The following is a 20,629-nucleotide window of genomic DNA, read 5'->3' on the forward strand; positions in this document are numbered from 1 at the left end:
CAAGCATCCTACCATCCAGCCTCATGCTGAACCGACGGATATCCGCACCGCTGTCGCGTGTATGGCTTCAGATCGGAACCTCCCGCGCGCCTTATACAGCAAGCTCAGGAGAACATCAAATCGACCATACCAGCACCATCCTGAATAATTATCAGGCGGCATCTTCCCGCCTGATAGAAAATTCCGGCCAATTTCAGGCAGCTTCTACCGGATGATCCTAAAAAGCGCAAATCATCCGGTAAATATTCATCTGTCAACCAAGTGTCAGTTCACGCAAGGCCGCCGCATCCCGTGCCGAAACATCGGGATAATCAGGGTCGGAGCCGACATCGTCGGTGATCCGCCAGGAGCGGGCGCATTTGCGGCCCTGCGCCAATTTCGGCTCGACGGAGACCGCCCCTACATCTGACAACCGGAAGGCATCGGACGGACCCTCGCCCTGAACCACCGAAATGGCCGAGGTGATGCAGATTTCGGCGAAATCCTGACCCTCAAGGGCTGCCAGCAGATCGGCATCGGCAATATGCACGACGGGAGCTGCTTCCAGCGAGGAGCCGATGCGCTTGTCCTTGCGCTCCACTTCCAGCGCGCCGGTCACGACGCTGCGCACCTTGCGGATCTTTGCCCATTTGCCGTCCAGCACTTGGTTCAGCCACTGCGCCGGGATTGACGGGAACTGTTCCAGATGCACGGAAACAGCATCCGGGTTGCGCGACAGCCAGGCTTCCTCTGTGGTGAAGGGCAGCATTGGCGCCAGCCACAGCACCATGCAATCGAACAGCTTGCGGATCACGAACAGGGACGCACGGCGGCGCGGCGATGATGGCGCGTCGCAATAGAGCGCATCCTTGCGGATATCGAAATAGAAGGCCGACAGCTCGACATTGGCAAAATCGGTCAGCGCACGGGTGATCTTCTTGAACTCGAAAGCGTCATAGCTGTCGCGCACAAGCACATCCAGCTCGGCTAGCCGATGCAGCATCAGCTTTTCCAGCTCCGGCAAGGCCTCATAGGCAATATCTTCGCCATGGTCATGGGCAAGCGTGCCGAGCATCCAGCGGACCGTATTGCGGATCTTGCGATAGGCATCGACATTGGTCTGGATGATGGCTTTGCCCAGACGCTGGTCTTCCCAATAATCGGTGTTCATCACCCAAAGGCGCAGGATATCGGCACCGGATTGGGCCATAACATCCTGAGGCGAAATGGTATTGCCGATGGATTTCGACATCTTGCGACCATCTTCCGCCATGGTGAAACCATGGGTGATGACGGCATTATAGGGCGCACGGCCACGGGTAGCGCAGGATTCCAACAGGGATGAGTGGAACCAGCCGCGATGCTGATCCGAGCCTTCGAGATAGACATCGGCAGGCCATTTCAAGTCCGGGCGGTCTTCCAGCGTAAACGTGTGGGTGCAGCCCGAATCGAACCACACATCGAGAATGTCACGAACCTGCGTCCAGCGCTCTTGGTTTGGCACGCCTTCAAGGAAGCGCTCCTTGGCACCGTCAGCAAACCATGCATCCGCACCTTCCACCTCAAAGGCTTGGAGGATGCGCTTCTCGACGCTTCCGTCTTTGTCTGGAAAAATATTACCCTGCTCATCGGCAAACACGCAGATCGGAACGCCCCATGCGCGCTGACGCGACAGCACCCAATCGGGACGGCCTTCGATCATCGCACGCAGACGGTTCTGGCCAGCGGCGGGCACGAAACGGGTGTCATCGATGGCGCCAAGCGCGCGCGCGCGCAGCGTGGTGCCATCGCCCAATTCCTTGTCCATATAGACAAACCATTGCGGCGTGTTGCGGAAGATCACCGGCTTCTTGGAGCGCCATGAATGCGGATAATCATGCTTGATCCGGCCACGGGCAAACAGGTTGTTGGCAGCGATCAGGGCCTTGATGACGCGCTCGTTGGCATCGCCCTTCTTGCCATTGTCATCCATCACGCGGGCAGCGCCGCCTTCAGCCGATGGGCCAAAGCCGGGGGCATCTTCGGTGTAGAAGCCAGCGTCATCGACGGTGAAAGGAATTTTGGTGGAGATGTCACTGGCTTCCAAGGCGCGGGCAGCCGACATCCATGCGTCAAAGTCTTCACGACCATGGCTTGGCGCTGTATGGACGAAGCCAGTACCCGCATCATCGGTGACGTGATCGCCGTCGATGAGTGGGACTTTGAAGTCGTAGCCGAGATCGGCGAGTGGATGGGCGCAGGTGATCGACGCGAGTTCGTCTGCTGTAACAGGACGAACTAGATTGAATGTCAGCTTCGCTTTCTTGGCGGCTTCCTCTGCAAGCTTCGCTGCAAAGATCAGCTTTTCACCCGGCTGTGGGCCAAAATCATTGGCAGCCTCGGTGACTTCATACAGGCCATATTCGATCTTAGACGAAAACGAGATCGCACGGTTTCCGGGGATGGTCCAGGGCGTGGTGGTCCAGATGACGACGGATGATTTATTAAGCTGCCATTCGGCTTCCGTCCTGCCTTTACCAATGCGACCGTCTTCGTCTCTACCCACGATTGGTGATTTAACGTTAACCGGAAACTTCACCCAGATCGCATCACTTTCAACCTCGTGATACTCCACCTCGGCCTCGGCCAAGGCGGTGCGTTCCACCACCGACCACATGATCGGCTTGGAGCCACGATAGAGCTGGCCACTCTTGGCGATTTTCAGCAATTCGCCAGCGATGCGGGCTTCCGCGTGGAAATTCATCGTGGTGTAGGGATTTTCAAAATCGCCTTCGATGCCGAGGCGTTTGAACTCTTCCGATTGCACCTTGATCCAACCAGCGGCAAAATCACGGCATTCCTGACGGAATTCGTTGATCGGAACTTCGTTCTTGTCCTTGCCCTTTTCGCGGTATTTTTCCTCGATCTTCCACTCGATCGGAAGGCCGTGGCAATCCCATCCGGGGACGTAATTGCTATCAAACCCGCGCATCTGGAATGAGCGGGTGATCACGTCTTTGAGGATCTTGTTCAGCGCGTGGCCGATGTGGATATTGCCGTTGGCGTAGGGAGGGCCATCGTGCAGCACGAATTTTTCGCGGCCAGCGGCGGAGGCGCGGAGCTTCTTGTAAAGCCCCATCTGCTGCCAGCGGGCAACAATTTCCGGCTCTTTTTGCGGCAGGCCTGCGCGCATTGGAAACTCCGTCTGCGGCAGGGCCAGCGTGGCGGAATAGTCTTTTTTATCAGTCGTCTCGGTCATGATCTAGCCATAGATGAGAGGCGGCAAACTTGCGCCTGAAAGAAGAGAAAGTCGGTGACGGGGCGTGGCAGAGCACACGCCGAAAACCCGGACCCTCCGGCTGCTCCTAGAGCGCGCGGAAGGCCGGGCCAATAATTCGCCCGATACTACGGAAAGCTATGGTCAACCCGACTGTTCTCATGATGGCGTTTGTTTAAGCGGTTTCACACCGAAAGAGAAGAGGGAAAGAGACAAGGGAAAACAACAAAGCCTTGCGACCTCTATGATGTTTTTAAGGGGCAGCCTCCCTTTCGTCGTCATGCTCGGCCTTGTGCCGAGTATCTAACCACATCGGCCACACACGATTGTCAACTTACGTCAGCGCAACATCATGCCACGGCAGACCCTCGGGACAAGCCCGAGGGTGACGGCCGCGAGGATGACGGCACCGTCAAACGAAGCACCACCAGCGAGTCGGTAGAAGCCGCCGCGCTGGTGGACAATCTCACGCCCGCGCCGTTACCTTGGCTGGGGTGATCAGGTTGACCACCACCGCCACAACAATATTGGCCACGAGTGCCAGAATGCCGGTATAGACGGTGAAATGCGTGTCCCCGAAGCTCAGCGTATGCAGCGGCTTCAAGCCATTCAGCCAGACCAGCCAGGTGCCGCCGACAAAGCCGACTACCCAGCCCGCCAGCAGGCCGGGAACCCGGAACCAGTTGGAAAACAGGCCGAAGATCAACGCTGGCAAGGTCTGCAAGATCCAGACGCCACCCAAAAGCTGAAGATCCAGCGCAAACTGGGTCGGCAGGAAGACAATCACCAGCAGCGCCCCGACCTTGACCACCAGGGAGGTGATTTTTGCTACCTGCGCTTCACCTGCATGCGACACATCCGGGTTGACATAGGCCTTCCAGAAATTGCGGGTGAATAGATTGGCGGCACCAATGCTCATCACCGCGGCTGGCACCAGAGCACCAATGGCGATGGCAGCAAAGGCAAAGCCCGCAAACCAGCTTGGAAACAGCGTCTGGAACAGCATCGGCACAATGTCATTCGGGGTGGCCGGTTTCAGGCCTGCGGCATGGCCCATATAGCCCAGCAGCGCCAAAAGCCCCAAGAGCAGCGTATAGGCGGGCAGCAGCATGGCGTTCTTGCGGATGGTATTGGCACCGTTCGAGGCAAAAATGCCCGTCAACGTGTGCGGATACATGAAAGCCGCCAGCGCCGAACCGAAGGCCAGCGTCGCATAGGCCACATATTGATTACCACCCAGCAACAGCCCGCCGGAACCCTTGGCCTGGAAGGCCGCATCGGCACTGGCAAACACGTTGGCATAACCGCCAAGCTTCATCGGGATCGCGGCGACGGCAACAATCACCACGATATAGATCATGATGTCCTTGACGAAAGCGATCAGCGCCGGAGCTCGCAAGCCTGCGGAATAGGTGTAGAGCGCCAGAATGATGAAGGACACCATCAGCGGCACTTCGCCATGCAGGCCAAGCGCCTTCAGCACGGCGGCCATGCCGACCAACTGAAGGGCGATATAGGGCATTGTGGCAATCACCCCTGTCAGCGCTACCACCAGCTCCAAAGCACGAGAGCCATATTGGCCATGCACCACATCGCCTGCGGTCACATAGCCATGCTCCTTGGCACGCCGCCACAAAACCGGCATGACCAGAAACACGAAGGGATAGACAATGATCGTGTAGGGTAGCGCGAAGAAGCCATAGGCACCCACCGCATAGACCAGCGCCGGAACGGCAATGACCGTATAAGCGGTATAGAAATCGCCACCCACCAGAAACCAGGTGATCCATGTGCCGAATTTGCGCCCGCCCAGACCCCATTCATCGATATGGGCCATGGTCTCCGGCTTGCGCCAGCGCGAGGCGACAAAACCCATGACGGTGACAAGCGCGAAGAAGAAGATGAAGACGGCAAGCGCCGTGGGATCGATCTCAGTCATCATGGGGCATGCTCCTGTAGGCGATGTAAATCAGGAGCGATGTCAGGGGTACCCACATCAACTGATACCAATAGAAAAATGGAAAACCGAACAGCGACGGCTCACGAATATTATAAAATGGAACCCATAACAGGCCAATATACGGAATAACCAGCAGCCAGCAGGCGGCTGTCCAAATACGTTTTTGCATGAAATCCTCTCCCGCAAAAGCAGAGGCGCAACCGCATTGCGCGCCTCAACGCCTTGCCAATCATTTCCGATTCGCAGCCGGGCTGCAACCTGAAACAGAAAGCCTTGCGGTCGAAAGACAGGGAGCGGTCCGTCAGGCGGCTGGAGCGCGGATGTGGTCGCTGGTGAAGCGCCCCAGTTCCACAGTCACCGAGGCGGGCGCACGGCAAATCTCGTTCATGTGGTGATCGCATTCGCTGGCGGCAAAGCGCAAGGCGGCGTCCTCCGTTGCAAAGAGACCTCCAACCTGGCCCGCCCTATCATGCACGACCCACCAGCCATGATGATCCCGTCCGATGGTAAAGCGCGGCCCAGTCTTTTTGAAGGGTGAAATATTATCCGACATAGTGCCCATGGTGAGCATCTCCTTTGACTGAAGAGATTATACAAGGAGTCATTGAAAATGACTCTTTGTATTCCTTTTGAAAATATCTCAAGCCTCTGACGCATTTGAGATATTTTCAATTTTTCAAGTCGAGGATGCGTCTGCATCTTCGAAGCTTGATATTAAGAGGCCTTGGCAGATGTTTTTACAGAATGATTGCCAAGGAGGGTGATGGCGGTGCGTATCAGCGCCTGCGCCTCGTCGCCAACAGGCGTCAAGGGCAAACGCAATTCCGGGGTCAAGCACCGGATGAGACTGAGCGCTTGTTTGGCGGCCGCGACCGGATGTTCCAGATCAAGTGCCGCAAAGAGCGGCAACAGCCTTTCCTGAAGCACGCATGCCGCCGCGATATTTCCGTAGCGAAAGGCATTGTGCATGGAGGCGATCTGGCGCGGTGCGATATTGGCGGACAACGAAAAGCCGCCATGCCCACCGGCTAGCGTGAAGGCAAGTGCGCTGCGATCATGGCCCGAATACCAATGTATACGGGCGCGGCAGGCGGCGGACACCTGCGCCAGACGGGTAACATCGCCGGTGCAATCCACCAGCCCGACAACCGAGGGTACGCATGCCACGGCTTCCGCCAGATCCGGTGTAATATTGACAGCGCTTCGTGCCGGGCAATTGACGATGACCAGCGGAAGGTCAACCGCCTCAGCCACGGTTTTGATATGGGCAAGCAAGCCCTTCTGTGACGGCTTGCTATAAAACGGGGCAACCAGAAGAGCCGCATCTGCCCCAAGCGCCTTTGCATGCAACGTCAACTCCAGGCTGCTGCGCGTACAATTGGTGCCCGTGCCAACAAGAACCGGAACAGCGCCTTTTGCTGCGGCGACAGCGGTTCGGATGACGGCAACGCGCTCGTCATGCGTCAAGCTGTAGGCTTCGCTATTTTCCCCGCAGACCACCAAGCCGGTCATTCCGGACTGGATCTGATATTCGATCAGGCCGGCAAGGCCCGCGTGATCGACCTCGCCATTGCTAAACGGGGTAATGAGATCTGCATAAGCGCCATCGGGCAGAAGGCGAGGCATGAACATGAACGGCTCCAAAGGTTCAAGCAGACGCGCGGGACCGCGCCACGACGATCAGCACCGACAGAATGGCCGCCGCCCGGTCACAATGCGTTGCGGACAGCATTTGATCAGGCTCTCCCTCTCTGAGAACAGCGATACGGCATGACCAGCGTCCTAAGGCACATTGCAGATTGCGAATTTCAATTTCGGGATTGGCATTGGCTGCCAGCATCAACACGGCATCAAATATCGCGCCGGCGGCTGTCAGCGCGCAGAGCCTGGAATAAAGGCGAGGATTGCTGCGGCACGCCGCAAGCATCGGAATCGCGCGCACCGCATCCCATATGTGGTTTTCACGCAAATGGGATGCATCGGATACACGCTGCGACAACACGTCCAGCGGATCGGTGATTTTGTGGCAATAGCTTTCGGCCACGTCCTTGGCAGGCATCGTCTTGACTTTCCACTGCGGGGGAATTGCGGCGCATCATTTCCAGCGCGCTATGATCAGGCGATCAGCGCCACGGACAGCATGAGCATGCTGAACAACCCGAAGGCCCAGACGATGCGGTTTATCCGTGCGCGGTTTTTGCGATCATGCCGGACTCTACGGGAGACGCGGGCTCGGGGCATGCAATAGGCACCCGGCTCGATCGAGGACACACTGAAAAAACAAGGGTCATTGACGATCATGTTCATGCACTCTGTTGGTGACACGAACGATATAGGCGCGCCGATATAAGTTCTCGATTGGGAATCTGGTCGCGCTGTATAAATAATTCATAAAGACAGACCGGCTCGTCAGCCGACGTCAAAAGGTGATTTTACGGTCCAGTTCACCCAGAGGCTTAACGCCCGCCAGCAATGCCCTTGCCTCCTCCGCATCGATGTTGATCTGGGCGACCAGCGGATCGAGACCCTCGAATTTCCACTCGTCACGCAGATGTCCGAAGAAGGACACGCCGCAAATTTCTCCATAAAGATCGCCAGAGAAATCGAAAACGAAGGTCTCCAGCAGCGCCGCACCATTTTCTGTCACCGTCGGGCGATAACCGAAACTGGCGACGCCATCATGCAGCGAACCATCGGCCCGGCGCAGGCGCACGGCATAAATGCCGGGACGCAGGGTGGTTTCCGGCGAGAGCGCCATATTGGCCGTTGGGAACCCCAGGGTGCGGCCCAGTTGTTGGCCCTTGATCACCTCGGCTTCCACGGTAAAGCGATAGCCAAGCAGGCCTGCCACCTCGCTGATCGCGCCCTTGGCCAGCAGGCCCCGGATGCGGGTGGAAGAAACAACCTCGGCATTTTCATCGCGGAAGGCATCGAGAAGGGTAACGCCGAAACCGTATTGCGCGCCCATCCCCATCAGGAAGGCCGGGCCGCCTTCGCGCCCTTTGCCGAAATGAAAATCGAAGCCGGTCACCACTTGGGCAGCCCCCAGCCAGTCCACCAGCACGGTCTTGACGAAATCCTCGGCGGAACGCTGCGAAAACTCCCGGTCGAATGGATATTCGATCACCGACTGAAACCCCATCGCCTCCAGAAGGCGGGCCTTGAGCGGCGCCGGGGTCAGGCGAAACACTGGGTCTTGCGGGGTGAACACCGCACGGGGATGCGGCTCAAAAGTCAGAACCAGTGCGGGAACGCCGCGTTGCCGCGCCAGTTCCAGCGCGCGTTCTAGCACGCTTTGGTGGCCACGATGCACGCCATCGAAATTACCGATGGCAACAACGCCGCCCTTCAGGCTGTCGGGCAGCGGGGTCTTCTTTTCATTGCGGTGAAAAACGGTCATGGCACTTTCCCGTCAGGCCAAGCGGGGCATCCACCACTTTGGCGTCGCGGCCTCTCGCTCCAGGTAAGCGTTCAGCATCGTCTCGTCTGTCTTGCCGTTATTGGTATATTCGGCAGCATGGATACCGCCGCTCACATAGAGGAGGTCAAGGCCGAAGCTGAGCGCGCCCCTCACATCGGTTGGCATACCGTCGCCGATGGCGATGATGCGGCTGCGGTCAATCTCAGTGCCGCGTATTTCCTGCGCTTTCGCCAAAGCTGCTTCATAAATCGGGCTGTGCGGCTTACCGGCATAGCGGGTTTCACCGCCCATTTCAGCGTATATCGCTGCCAGAGCGCCGGCGCAGGGGACGAGCTTGTGACCACGTTCCACAATCAGGTCGGGATTGGCGACGATCATCGGAAGTCCGCGCTGGTTCAAGCCTTCAAGCATCCCGCGATAGTCTTCCGGCTGCTCCTCTTCGTCATTGAACAATCCGGTGCAAATAATGGCGTCGGCCTCGTCTGCCGGAACCAGTTCAACATCGAGCCCATGAAACAGCGACAAATCCTGGCTCTGGCCGATCAGAAAAGCGCGGCGCGGGGCCTTTTCAATCAGCTTTCGCGTCACATCACCGGAAGAAACGATAGCGTCATAGGCCGTTTCCGGCACGCCAATTTGATCAAGCATTGTCTTGACGCGGTCAGATGGCCGTGAGGCATTGGTAATGAGCACGACGGAAACGCCATCGGCCCGGGCTTGCGACAGGGCTTGTGCCGCCGCCGGGAAGGCATCGATACCATTATGCAAAACGCCCCAGACATCCGACAGGATGACATTATAACCCTGGGTGATTTCATTGAGCGTATCGATAGGTTTTGCCATGGAATCCATTGCCTGCTGAAAGAACTGGCCTGACATGGCAAAGCTGCGCCGCAATTGCAAGAGATTTGCCGGAACATCAGGGTTTTCAGCTCCGTTCCGACGCTGATCACACGGCGTCAAGGTTCCACAGCAATCCAGCCACAGCAGCCAGACCCAGCACAATTACCATGCTGATCTTCAACCGCATCAGCAGAAGCGCCGAGGCTGCAAACAGAAACAGCGACGGGATATCGAGCGAAGCAAGATGCGGCCACCAAAGGCCTGGAGCCCGCTCGCCCGGCCATAAGCTGCTGAACGGAATTCGATCCACTTTCACAAACAGCACATGCAACCCGAACCAGACGGCGAGATTAGCGATCACCCCGACCACGGCAGCGGTAATGGCCGAAAGCGCTCCATCCGCCAACCTATTGCCGCGCAAACGCTCGATCAACGGCGCACCGGCGAAGATGAACACGAAGCTTGGCACAAAGGTCGCCCAGGCCGTCAGCAATGCCCCGGCCATGCCTGAGATCAACGGCATTACACTATCGGCATCACGAAACGCCGCCAGGAAACCGACGAAGGAGAGGACCAGAACTAGGGGTCCCGGTGTGGTTTCGGCCAGCGCCAGCCCATCGACCATCTCGCCGGGGCGTAGCCATTGATAATGCTCCACTGCCACCTGCGCCACATAGGCCAGCACGGCATAGGCGCCACCGAATGTGACCAGCGCCATGCGGGCGAAAAACAGGAAAATCTCGGTGAGCCTCCCGCCGTCATCAAACAGCGCCAGCACGGCCAGCGGCGCCAGCCAGAGGCCAATCCAACCCAGAAACGATAGGGCGATATGCCTCCAGTTTAGCGGTAGTTCTCCTATGGCAGGCTGTGGTTTCGAGACGGGCTGCCCAGAGGCGCGGATCAGCCCGGCCAGAGCCGCCAGCAGGACGACAACAGGAAAAGGCAAGGCCAGACAAAACAGTGCCAGAAAGGCGAAGGCGGCGACAAGCCGGTGAAAGGTCGATTTCAGCGCTCGCCCGCCGATCCGGAGCAGCGCTTGCAGGACAATCGCCAGCACCGCAGCCTTTAACCCGAAAAACAGGCCCGCAACCCAGGCAATATCGTGATAGACCGCATAGGCCGCCGAAAGCCCGATCATCACAGCAAGACCTGGCAGCACAAACAGCAGACCGGCAATCAGCCCGCCCCGAATACCGGCATTCAGCCAGCCGATATAGGTCGCCAGTTGCTGGGCCTCTGGCCCAGGCAGCAGCATGCAATAATTCAACGCATGCATAAAACGCGCTTCGGAGAGCCATCGTTTTTCATCAACGACAATCCTATGCATCAAGGCGATCTGGGCAGTGGGGCCCCCGAATCCAAGAAGACCGATAGACCAGAATGCCGCGCAGAGCGCACCAAGCGGCACAACCGGAACATGGTCTTGCCTTTTTGCCATGTCAGAGCGTTCCGTCATGCGCGCGTCGTCCCATTCAGGCATATATTTTTTGAGCGGCATCCTTGACTCAGTCCGGAACCGTCCTTATCTCAGGCTCGCTAGCACTCGAACTGACTGAGTGCTAACAATATCCATGCGGGGCCGTTTCGGCCCGCGAATGTCATTTGATCGAGGGATTAGACAATGGCAAGCACCAATTTCCGTCCGCTGCACGACCGCGTAGTTGTTAAGCGCGTTGAGTCCGAAGAAAAGACCAAGGGCGGCATTATCATTCCTGACACCGCCAAGGAAAAGCCAGCTGAAGGCGAAATCATCGCTGTTGGCCCAGGCACACGCGATGACAAGGGCGCTCTGGTTGCTCTGGACGTTAAAGTTGGCGACCGCGTTCTGTTCGGCAAGTGGTCTGGCACCGAAGTCAAGCTCGACGGCGTTGACCTGCTGATCATGAAGGAAGCCGACATCATGGGCGTTATCGGCTGATTGAGCCGCATTCCCCTTCTTCCTTTTAACCAATTCACCAATGGGTTAGATACCCGGGAGTTTGAAAATGGCTGCTAAAGAAATCAAGTTTGGCCGCACTGCGCGCGAAAAGATGCTGCACGGCGTTGATATCCTTGCTGACGCTGTAAAGGTAACACTCGGCCCTAAGGGTCGTAACGTTATCATCGACAAGTCCTTCGGCGCTCCGCGCATCACCAAGGACGGTGTATCTGTTGCCAAGGAAATCGAACTGGAAGACAAGTTCGAAAACATGGGCGCCCAGATGGTTCGGGAAGTTGCTTCCAAGACCAACGACATCGCAGGCGACGGCACCACGACGGCTACCGTTCTGGCTCAGGCTATCGTGCGCGAAGGCAACAAGGCTGTTGCTGCCGGCATGAACCCAATGGACCTGAAGCGCGGCATCGATCTGGCTGTTGCTGAAGTTGTCAAGGACCTTCAGGCCAAGGCCAAGAAGATCTCCACTTCTGAAGAAGTTGCTCAGGTTGGTACGATCTCTGCAAACGGTGACACGCAGGTTGGTAAAGACATTGCTGAAGCCATGCAGAAGGTTGGCAACGAAGGTGTTATCACCGTCGAAGAAGCCAAGACCGCTGAAACCGAACTTGAAGTCGTTGAAGGCATGCAGTTCGACCGCGGCTACCTGTCGCCTTACTTCGTCACCAACCCTGAAAAGATGGTTGCTGACCTGGAAGACGCCTACGTTCTGCTGCACGAAAAGAAGCTCTCCAACCTGCAGGCTATGCTGCCTGTTCTGGAAGCTGTTGTGCAGACCGGCAAGCCACTCGTCATCATTGCTGAAGACGTTGAAGGCGAAGCTCTTGCAACGCTGGTTGTCAACAAGCTGCGTGGCGGCCTGAAGATTGCTGCTGTCAAGGCTCCTGGCTTCGGCGATCGCCGCAAGGCTATGCTGGAAGACATTGCTATCCTCACCGGTGGTACTGTTATTTCCGAAGATCTCGGCATCAAGCTCGAAACTGTCACCCTCGACATGCTCGGCCGCGCCAAGAAGATCTCCATCACCAAGGAAAACACCACCATCGTTGATGGCGCTGGTCAGAAGTCCGACATCGAAGGCCGCGTTGCCCAGATCAAGGCTCAGATCGAAGAAACTTCTTCCGATTACGACCGCGAAAAGCTTCAGGAACGTCTGGCCAAGCTCGCTGGCGGCGTTGCCGTGATCCGCGTTGGCGGCTCGACGGAAATCGAAGTTAAGGAACGCAAGGACCGCATCGACGACGCTCTGAACGCAACACGCGCTGCTGTTCAGGAAGGCATCGTTCCTGGCGGCGGTACAGCTCTGCTGCGCTCTTCCACCAAGATCACCGTGAAGGGTGTCAACGACGACCAGGAAGCTGGCATCAACATCGTTCGCCGCGCTTTGCAGTCTCTGGTTCGCCAGATTGCAACAAACGCAGGCGACGAAGCTTCCATCATCGTTGGCAAGATCCTCGACAAGGACAACGACAACTACGGCTACAATGCCCAGACCGGCGAGTTTGGTGACATGATTGCCATGGGTATCGTTGACCCGGTTAAGGTTGTTCGCACAGCCCTGCAGAACGCAGCTTCGGTTGCTTCGCTGCTGATCACCACGGAAGCCATGATTGCTGAACTGCCGAAGAAGGATTCGGCTGGCGGCGGCATGCCTGACATGGGCGGCATGGGCGGCATGGGTGGTATGATGTAATAAGGCGAAAGCCTTATTACTCGACATCTTGATAGAGTTCAGACTCTCTGAAGGGCGGCTTTAAAGCCGCCCTTTTGCTGTTTAAAAGGACCCTGTGCCCCGCATTTGCGCCAAAAATTTCCAGTGATTGTTGCTCAGCCTGTCATTGGATGCGCAAGCAATCCAGATACGATTTGAAGGCCTCGTCAACTGAAGCCAAGATTAGCTCTCCTGTCGTTTCGACTAGGGATACTGTCAATGTTATTGGATTTATTATTCCTCTTCGTCATTCCCATAAAATAGAAAATCCATTTCATTCAAAATAACGTTTAAATTTAACTTTTTTTTATCAATTTTCCTGAGTATATGAATTACATTCATTATTTATAACGCATCCCGCGCTGAAGATTGCGGCAATGTTTTGAATGTGCGGCATGGCTGCACGGAAAAACGCGAGCTTCAGGAGAGAAGAATAAGCGTGAGAGCCGTGAAAGTTTGACGTGGCCGTTCGTTCTTGGTTGCAAAAACGCATCCTGCTTTTGCGGCATTACTCTCGAAAAGTAGTCCAGATCGAGATTTGGATCATGCCGGTTGAACAATACGTCTGATGGGGAATGTCTTGTTTAAAATTGCAGGATTGATGCAAACGGTAGACACCGAAGAAATTGCCGGTAACAACGGCATCGGCAGTTGGACCTTGCCTTACGGCCTTATCGAGCAATGGTCGGGCGACCTTAACAATGGCGTGGTCAAAATTGGCGCAAAAACCGCTACATTTCATGGATTGAGCAGCCAGGAATGTGGCCTTCTGACGATCACGCGCTGCTATGACTATAAGGATAGGATGTCTATTCTCGAAATATTCGAAAAGGCAGCCAGCACAGTGTCCTCTTTTTACTATTCCACCGTAATCGTCAAAAGCCTTTCGACCAAACAACCGGTCTTTTGCATGGGAAAGTCCTGTGCGCTCGGCAGCCATAATGGCTCGATTGCTGGCGTGTTCATTTTCCCGACTGTGTCCTGAAGCAGGGTTGTAATATCAAGGGTCATTGAAAATGGCAGTTGGTATTGCCTTTGCGAATATCTCAAGCGTCTGAAGTGTTTGAGATATCTAATTCGTTTAATTCTAATATTTTTGATCATTATCGACGCTTGTCGTGTCAGTGTGGCGCGGGCGAATGTAGGTCGCGTGTGGCCTGAATTGGCACCCTACCCGAACGGGTGGGGTTGGGTCTTGCAACCCTACTCTTCTGGCAGGCTGGTCGCGCCTGAGTTGTGAGCCTAAACTCTCCTTCATGAGTTTCAGTAGGGAGACGTTAGTGGCATGATGGCGGGCAGGCACCCATTCGATCCGGTGACCCAGGAAATCATCGAGGGCAAGTTGATTGCCACCGTCGATGAAATGGGCATCGTTATGGCCCGCACCAGCATGAGCCCGGTGATCTACGAAGTGCTGGATTTTGCCTGCGGTGTCTTGACGGCAAAGGGTGAGTTGATCGCCCAGATGAACGGCATCACTCTGTTTACCGGCACGTTCGGCCGTCAGGTCAAGTCGCTGATCGACCGTTTCGGGGCGGATATGGCCGATGGCGATATTTTGTTGACCAACGATCCCTATGCCGGCGGGACGCATGCTTGCGATTTTGCGATCGTCAAGCCGATTTTCGTCGATGACGTGCTGCTCGCCTTTGCCATTAATGTCGCTCATTATCTCGATGTTGGCGGATCGGTTCCGGGCAGTCTTTCGCCTGCTGCAACCTCGGTTTATCAGGAAGGTCTGCGGTTGCCGGGCGTCAAAATCGTTCGCAACGACATGCTTTCCTCTGACATTCTGCACATCATCTCGGAAAATGTCCGCATGCCCGAGATCGCGCTTGGCGATTTGACGGCACAGATCGCCACAGTGCGGGTTGCGGCCCGGCGCATGAAAGAATTCACTGCCAAATACGGCGCTCCCACCTTGATCGCCGCATTCGACCATATCCTCAATGTCAGCGAACGGCAGAGCCGTCAGGCAATTGCCGCACTTCCCGACGGCATTTACCGGGCCAGCGACATTATCGATGGCGATGGCGTCACAGTCGATCCGATTGCCGTGCAAGTGGCGGTGACCATTGCTGGCGATCAAATCACCGCTGATTTCACCGGTTGTCCTCCCGCCGTGGCGGGACCGATCAATTGCTCACGAGGCGCGCTGGAATCGGCAGTCAGGACGATCCTGAAGGCGCTTGTGGCACCGCAGTCGCCATCAAACGAGGGCTGGTTCCGGCCTTTGACTGTGATCGCGCCACAAGGAACCGTGTTTACCGCCGAAAAACCCTCACCGACCGGATGGTATTACGAGGGCTCGGTCCATGCTTCGGAACTGGTCTGGAAGGCGCTGGCGGCGCTGGTGCCGGAGCGGTTTTCCGCCGGTTCCTATTCCAGCCTTTGTGTCGCCTATATCTCAGGAAATGACCGTAGTGGCCGACCGTTCATTCACATCGAGCCGCAGCATGGCGGCTGGGGTGCGAGTATCAACAGGGACGGCGCCAATGCGCTGATTTCGCTGACGGATGGCGATACCTACAATTATTCCGTCGAAGTGATCGAAGCGCGTTTTCCTTTGCTGGTGCGGCGGTATGGCCTGAATATCGAAGGTGGCGTCGGGGCTGGGCGGATGCGCGGCGGTTTCGGGATCATCAGGGAATATGAGATCCTCGGCGACAAGGCCTCTGCCTATTGCAGCTTTGGCCGCACCCGCACCCTGCCATGGGGCATGGACGGCGGCCATGATGGTACGGCCAATAGCCTTCAGGTTCTGGCCGCATCGGGCGAAAACGCCTGCTATGGCCGCTCTGCCGATATTGCGCTGAGGACGGGCGATGTCGTGCGCATCGTCACCGGTGGCGGTGGTGGATGGGGCGATCCCGGCGATCGCGATCCGGCTTTGATTGAAACAGATTTGAAGAATGGTTTTGTCAGCGCGGAGGCAGCGACCAGCCTCTATGGTTACCGTGGGAGGATTGAAGAATGATCCGATTGGCAACAGATGTAGGTGGAACCTTTACCGATCTCGTCGGCTATGATGAGGGCAGCGGCGAGATTTTTACCGCGAAAAGCCTGACGACGTCAGATAACCAGTCCGGCGGCGTGCTCGATGCGATCGATGTCAGCGAGCGCAAGGATGGTTTGCGGGTCCGCGACATCACCTTCTTTGCCCATGGCGGCACCACGGTGATAAACGCGATTACCGAGCGCAAGGGGGCAAAGACCGCACTTATCACCACCTCCGGGTTCCGAGATGTGCTGGAAATCGGTCGTGGCAATCGGCCGGACCTTTACAATCTGCATTTCCATAGTCCCGAACCTTTCGTGCCTCGTCATCTTCGCTTCGAGGTGCGTGAGCGGGTCGATGCGTCCGGCAAGGTGCTCCTGCCAATCGAATTGAACGATTTGCGCGAAATCATCCGCGTTTGCACACTCGAAGATGTGGATGCGGTCGCCATCCTGTTTCTGCACAGCTATGCCAATCCCGAGCATGAGAAGGTCTGCGCCGATATTCTGGCCGATGCCCTGCCATTTGCCTCGATCTGCGCCAGTCACGAGGTTTCTCGGCAATGGCGGGAATATGAGCGCACCAATACGACCGTGCTGAATGCCTATGTTCAGCCGGCCATCCAGCAATATTTCGAAATGATGGAATTCGCGCTCGCCCGGCGCAATCTGACGTGTCCTTACTATGCCATGCAATCCAATGGTGGCATTTCCTCCTTCGATCAGGCTGTGCAACAGCCGCTGACGCTGGTGGAATCTGGTCCGGCGGGCGGGGTTGCCGGGGCGGCACGCATCGGGGTGGAGCTTGGCGAGAGCGAAATCCTGTCGCTGGATGTCGGCGGTACGACAGCAAAATGCTCGCTGATCCATGATGGGCGTCCGACGCTGAATACCGAATACCGGTTGGAACACACCCGCATCCAGCCTGGCTATCCCGTGCAGGTGCCGGTCGTTGATATCGTCGAAATCGGTTCAGGCGGTGGCTCTATCGCCTGGATCGATGCGCGCGGCAGCTTGCGCGTTGGCCCCGAAAGCGCCGGTTCGGCCCCTGGACCTGCCTGTTACGGGCGCGGCGGCACAAAGCCGACGCTAACAGATGCATTGCTGACGCTCGGCATTTTTGATCCCGCTACCTTTGCCGATGGCACGCTGCATCTGGACAAGGAGAAGGCGGCAAGCGCCATTGCAACCGTGGCCGGGCCAATGAATATGTCGATTGAGGATGCTGCGGGTGCGATCATGGACATTGCCCATGCCAGCATGATCAATGCCCTGAAACTGGTGACGGTTCAGCGCGGCCATGATCCACGTGATGCCAGTCTGGTGATCAGTGGCGGCGCCGGTCCGGCGCTGGCCAGCCATCTCGGGCGCGAATTGCGTGTGAAGGCGACGGTCGTGCCGCCGCATCCCGGGATTTTTTCCGCCTGGGGCATGCTGGCAGCCGAACCCCGTGCCGACTTCCGCGAAACCTGGTTTCACCTGTTGGCCGACCAGGCACTGGAGGAGGCCGCTACCCGGTTCACATTGCTGGAGCGGCAAGCCATCGCCTATTTTTCGGCGGGCGCTGAGGCGCAGGTGGCATTCAATCACCAGATTGAAGCGCGCTATAAAGGTCAGGAACATGGTGTTTTTGCGAGGTTCGAGGCGGGCGACACCATTGAAACTTTCAGCCAAAGGTTTCATGATGTTCATGAACGCGCCTATGCTTTTCGCCTGCCCGCAGCCGAGATCGAACTGACGACGCTGCATCTCGAAGCCGTTTTGAAAGGGCAGGTCATTTCCCTGCCAAAACTGAAAAGGCAAGACATGACGATTGACGCGGCCAGGGTCGGCGAAAGGAAGGTTTATTTCGGTGGATCCATGGGTTGGCAGACCTGTGCCGTTTACGAGCGGGCCCGGCTTCCTGTCGGTCAGCCTGTATTCGGCCCACTGCTGATCGAAGAGGCGACGGCGACGACACTTGTGCTTGAGGGCCAGTCAGCCAGCCTGACCGAAACTGGTATTCTTGTCATTCACGAAACGGACATGCAGGCCGCATAGGATGGCCATATCCATCAGCATAGACGCTGTGACGCGCAGTCATGGTCCGATCCGGGCGGTCGATGACCTGTCGCTGGAGATCAAGGCAGGGGAGTTCTTCACCCTGCTTGGGTCTTCCGGCAGCGGAAAGAGCTCGCTGTTGAAGCTGATTGGCGGATTTGACCAGCCGAATGCGGGACGGATTCTGTTTGATGGCAAGGATATGGCGGCGGTGCCTGCCAATCGCCGCCCGGTCAATACCGTGTTCCAGGGGCTGGGTCTGTTTCCGCATATGTCGGTGGCGCGTAATATTGGTTACGGATTGAAGCTGCGCGGTCTTTCCGGCACAGCACTCGATGCGAAGGTTGGGGAGGCACTGGATCTGGTGGAACTGTCCGGATTTGGCGAGCGTGATGTCAATTTGCTGTCCGGCGGCCAGCGGCAACGCGTGGCTCTGGCGCGTGCTCTGGTGATGGAGCCTGGAATATTGCTGCTGGACGAACCTTTGACGGGCCTGGATGAACGGCTTCGCCAGCAGATGCGCAATGAATTCGGTCGCCTCCACAAGCGTACCGGTGCCACCTTCATTCTTGTCACCCATAATCAGGATGAGGCGCTCAGCCTTTCCGACCGGATGGCCATCATGCATCAGGGCAGGATCGAACAGCTTGGCCGGCCCGACCAATTTTTTCATGCGCCCGCCAATGCCTTTGTCGCTCGGTTCATCGGCATGGATAATCTTCTGCGGCCTGAGCGGCTGGAAGGATCTGGAGAGGACACTGTGGCAATCATCGCTGGTCAGTCGGTGCCGGTCACGGTCCCGGATGGCAATGTTAGCGCCAACCTGGTGGTGATCCGCTCCGACCGGCTGGTCATCGAGCCCGAGGTCCGAACGACAGCTGGCGGGGCACCCCGTCAATTGGCGCTGCGTGTGGTTTCGACCACTTTTCGCGGATTGCATCGGGATGTCACTCTGGCGTTTGGAGACGGGCAGACCTTGACGGCGATCTGTGATGCAGATGCGCCGTCTTTGACCGTCGGGCAGGATGTGGGCCTGTCGATAAAGCCGGGTGCCGCTCTTTTGACATCCGACAAGGGATTGCCGCATGCGGTGTAAAGCCGCCGTCTGTGGCATGAGACGTGCATAAAATGGGGTCTCATCAGTGAGAACAAGGGAACAACAATGACAACGACTTTGAAAAATGGATTTTCGGTCAACCGAAGCAATATGCAACGGCGCGACCTCTTGAAATTTGCCGGTGCTGGCGGGTTGGCGCTGGCGGCCGGTCATCTGGGGCTTGGCCGTTCGGCCTTTGCCGCAGAGGCGAAGTCTGTGGCTTTCTGGGGCACGGCGACGCTTGATATCGGTGAAAAATGGGTGGAATTTGCCACCCAAAATGGTGTAAAGCCTGAATTTACCGACAATGGCAACGACCTTGGTCCTGTCATTGCCCGTCTGGCCGCCGGCAATGCCAATGATTTGTTCGACATTGGCGGTTTTCAGGGCGGTGCTGAAAAGGAATTGGCCCGTCAAGGCGCGATTATCCCGTGGGATGTCAGCAAGATCGCCAATTACGACAGCATCTGGCAATGGGCGCGCGACATTCCCTACCTCAAGCACGAGGGCAAGCAATACGGTATTCCGACCGTTGTGAATGCCGACTCGATCATCTATCGCTCCGATAAGCTTGGCAAGGTTGATAGTTATGGCGTGATCTTCGACCCGAAGATGAAGGGCAAGGTCGCCATGGAGGATGCCTGGATCAACAGCGCGGTCTTCGCTGCGATCTACCTCAAGGAAAGCGAAAACAAGCCGATCAAGGACCCGGGCAATCTCAGCGAATCCGAACTTGGTCTGGTGATGGAATTCCTGATCAAGCACAAGAAGGACGGACAGTTCCGCACCTTCTGGAATGGCTGGGAACAGGGTGTCCAACTGGTTGCCAATGAAGAAGTTGACGCGATGACCGGCTGGGAGCCGATTGTCTATGAAGGCCGCAAGCGCGGACTGAAAGTCGATTATGCCGCCCCCGTCGAGGGCTATGAAGGCTGGGCCAACAATACGGTTCTGCTCAAGGGTGCTGGTGAACGCGGTGTGAGCGATGCCGCGCATCAATTCGTCAATGGCCTTTTGGGCGGTCTCTATGGCTGCGAGCTTGGCAAGGCGCGGGGCTATCTCGTCCCAACCGACAACAACGTCGTCTATGCCAAGGCACATCCTGACGAATATAAGCCGGAAGAGGTGCAGGCGCGGGCTGACCACGTCAAAGCCAAGTTCGCCGGCAAGGTCTTCTGGCAGAATACCCGGCCGGACAATTTCCAACTCTATGAAGAATGGTGGCAGAAACTCCGCAATGCTTAACAGTCTATCCAATAATCGCCGCAACAGACTGTAAGACCGCATCTGTGGTTTTGGGGCATAAATACTAGAGTCTGTCAGGTTCATATTGAACCAGACAGACTCTAGATTCGCTTGTTTTCGTTTGTCTTTTCGGGAAAACCGGTTT

At 56.8% G+C, this 20,629-nt stretch carries 17 protein-coding genes; 7 read left to right on the forward strand and 10 right to left on the reverse strand.

What is annotated here, in order from left to right:
• Positions 1-253: 253 nt before the first annotated feature.
• From ileS to chrA, 10 genes are all read right to left on the reverse strand, one after another.
• The gene (gene ileS / locus AVI_RS20830) at positions 254-3,217 is read right to left on the reverse strand and encodes an isoleucine--tRNA ligase (RefSeq protein ID WP_012654118.1); all 2,964 of its coding nucleotides are present in this window, start codon (positions 3,215-3,217) and stop codon (positions 254-256) included.
• Between the two features lie 484 nt (positions 3,218-3,701).
• Positions 3,702-5,177, reverse strand: coding sequence for a monocarboxylate uptake permease MctP (gene mctP, locus AVI_RS20835; RefSeq protein WP_012654119.1), 1,476 nt, complete (start codon positions 5,175-5,177; stop codon positions 3,702-3,704).
• Entirely contained in the window at positions 5,167-5,364 is a 198-nt protein-coding gene (locus AVI_RS20840; protein ID WP_012654120.1) for a DUF3311 domain-containing protein, read from the reverse strand. Before AVI_RS20840 ends, mctP begins: the two co-directional genes overlap by 11 nt.
• Before the next feature lie 132 nt (positions 5,365-5,496).
• Positions 5,497-5,757, reverse strand: coding sequence for a hypothetical protein (locus tag AVI_RS20845; RefSeq protein WP_234617629.1), 261 nt, complete (start codon positions 5,755-5,757; stop codon positions 5,497-5,499).
• A 152-nt stretch (positions 5,758-5,909) separates the two neighbouring features.
• Complete coding sequence (gene dapA, locus AVI_RS20850) at positions 5,910-6,827, reverse strand: 4-hydroxy-tetrahydrodipicolinate synthase (RefSeq protein ID WP_049777358.1); 918 nt, start codon at positions 6,825-6,827, stop codon at positions 5,910-5,912.
• Between the two features lie 16 nt (positions 6,828-6,843).
• Positions 6,844-7,254 carry a hypothetical protein gene (locus tag AVI_RS20855; RefSeq protein ID WP_012654123.1) on the reverse strand — a complete coding sequence of 137 codons (411 nt, stop codon included), beginning with the start codon at positions 7,252-7,254 and terminating at the stop codon, positions 6,844-6,846.
• Positions 7,255-7,310: 56 nt separating this feature from the next.
• Positions 7,311-7,502 (reverse strand): hypothetical protein, encoded by a 192-nt coding sequence (locus tag AVI_RS20860; RefSeq protein WP_041698597.1) that lies wholly within the window; start codon positions 7,500-7,502, stop codon positions 7,311-7,313.
• A gap of 112 nt (positions 7,503-7,614) precedes the next feature.
• On the reverse strand, positions 7,615-8,595 hold the full coding sequence (locus AVI_RS20865; protein WP_012654124.1) for a bifunctional riboflavin kinase/FAD synthetase: 981 nt from the start codon (positions 8,593-8,595) through the stop codon (positions 7,615-7,617).
• Between the two features lie 12 nt (positions 8,596-8,607).
• The gene (locus AVI_RS20870; protein WP_012654125.1) at positions 8,608-9,459 is read right to left on the reverse strand and encodes a TIGR01459 family HAD-type hydrolase; all 852 of its coding nucleotides are present in this window, start codon (positions 9,457-9,459) and stop codon (positions 8,608-8,610) included.
• Positions 9,460-9,565: 106 nt separating this feature from the next.
• The gene (gene chrA / locus AVI_RS20875) at positions 9,566-10,897 is read right to left on the reverse strand and encodes a chromate efflux transporter (RefSeq protein WP_234895299.1); all 1,332 of its coding nucleotides are present in this window, start codon (positions 10,895-10,897) and stop codon (positions 9,566-9,568) included.
• 183 nt (positions 10,898-11,080) lie between these two features.
• On the opposite strand from chrA, the gene groES reads away from it, so the two are divergent.
• From groES to AVI_RS20910, 7 genes are all read left to right on the forward strand, one after another.
• Positions 11,081-11,377 carry a co-chaperone GroES gene (groES, locus tag AVI_RS20880; RefSeq protein WP_012654127.1) on the forward strand — a complete coding sequence of 99 codons (297 nt, stop codon included), beginning with the start codon at positions 11,081-11,083 and terminating at the stop codon, positions 11,375-11,377.
• Positions 11,378-11,444: 67 nt separating this feature from the next.
• Positions 11,445-13,088 (forward strand): chaperonin GroEL, encoded by a 1,644-nt coding sequence (groL, locus tag AVI_RS20885; RefSeq protein ID WP_012654128.1) that lies wholly within the window; start codon positions 11,445-11,447, stop codon positions 13,086-13,088.
• Positions 13,089-13,707: 619 nt separating this feature from the next.
• Positions 13,708-14,091: a hypothetical protein gene (locus AVI_RS20890; protein WP_234617627.1), complete on the forward strand. Its 384-nt coding sequence runs from the start codon at positions 13,708-13,710 to the stop codon at positions 14,089-14,091.
• A gap of 300 nt (positions 14,092-14,391) precedes the next feature.
• Positions 14,392-16,083, forward strand: a complete 1,692-nt coding sequence (locus AVI_RS20895; RefSeq protein WP_012654130.1) for a hydantoinase B/oxoprolinase family protein — start codon at positions 14,392-14,394, stop codon at positions 16,081-16,083.
• Positions 16,080-18,143 (forward strand): hydantoinase/oxoprolinase family protein, encoded by a 2,064-nt coding sequence (locus AVI_RS20900; protein ID WP_012654131.1) that lies wholly within the window; start codon positions 16,080-16,082, stop codon positions 18,141-18,143. Before AVI_RS20895 ends, AVI_RS20900 begins: the two co-directional genes overlap by 4 nt.
• A gap of 1 nt (position 18,144) precedes the next feature.
• Positions 18,145-19,239, forward strand: a complete 1,095-nt coding sequence (locus AVI_RS20905) for an ABC transporter ATP-binding protein (RefSeq protein ID WP_012654132.1) — start codon at positions 18,145-18,147, stop codon at positions 19,237-19,239.
• Positions 19,240-19,305: 66 nt separating this feature from the next.
• Positions 19,306-20,484: an ABC transporter substrate-binding protein gene (locus AVI_RS20910; RefSeq protein ID WP_012654133.1), complete on the forward strand. Its 1,179-nt coding sequence runs from the start codon at positions 19,306-19,308 to the stop codon at positions 20,482-20,484.
• Positions 20,485-20,629: the final 145 nt, after the last annotated feature.

Origin of the sequence: Allorhizobium ampelinum S4 (assembly GCF_000016285.1) — a bacterium.
GTDB lineage: Bacteria > Pseudomonadota > Alphaproteobacteria > Rhizobiales > Rhizobiaceae > Allorhizobium > Allorhizobium ampelinum.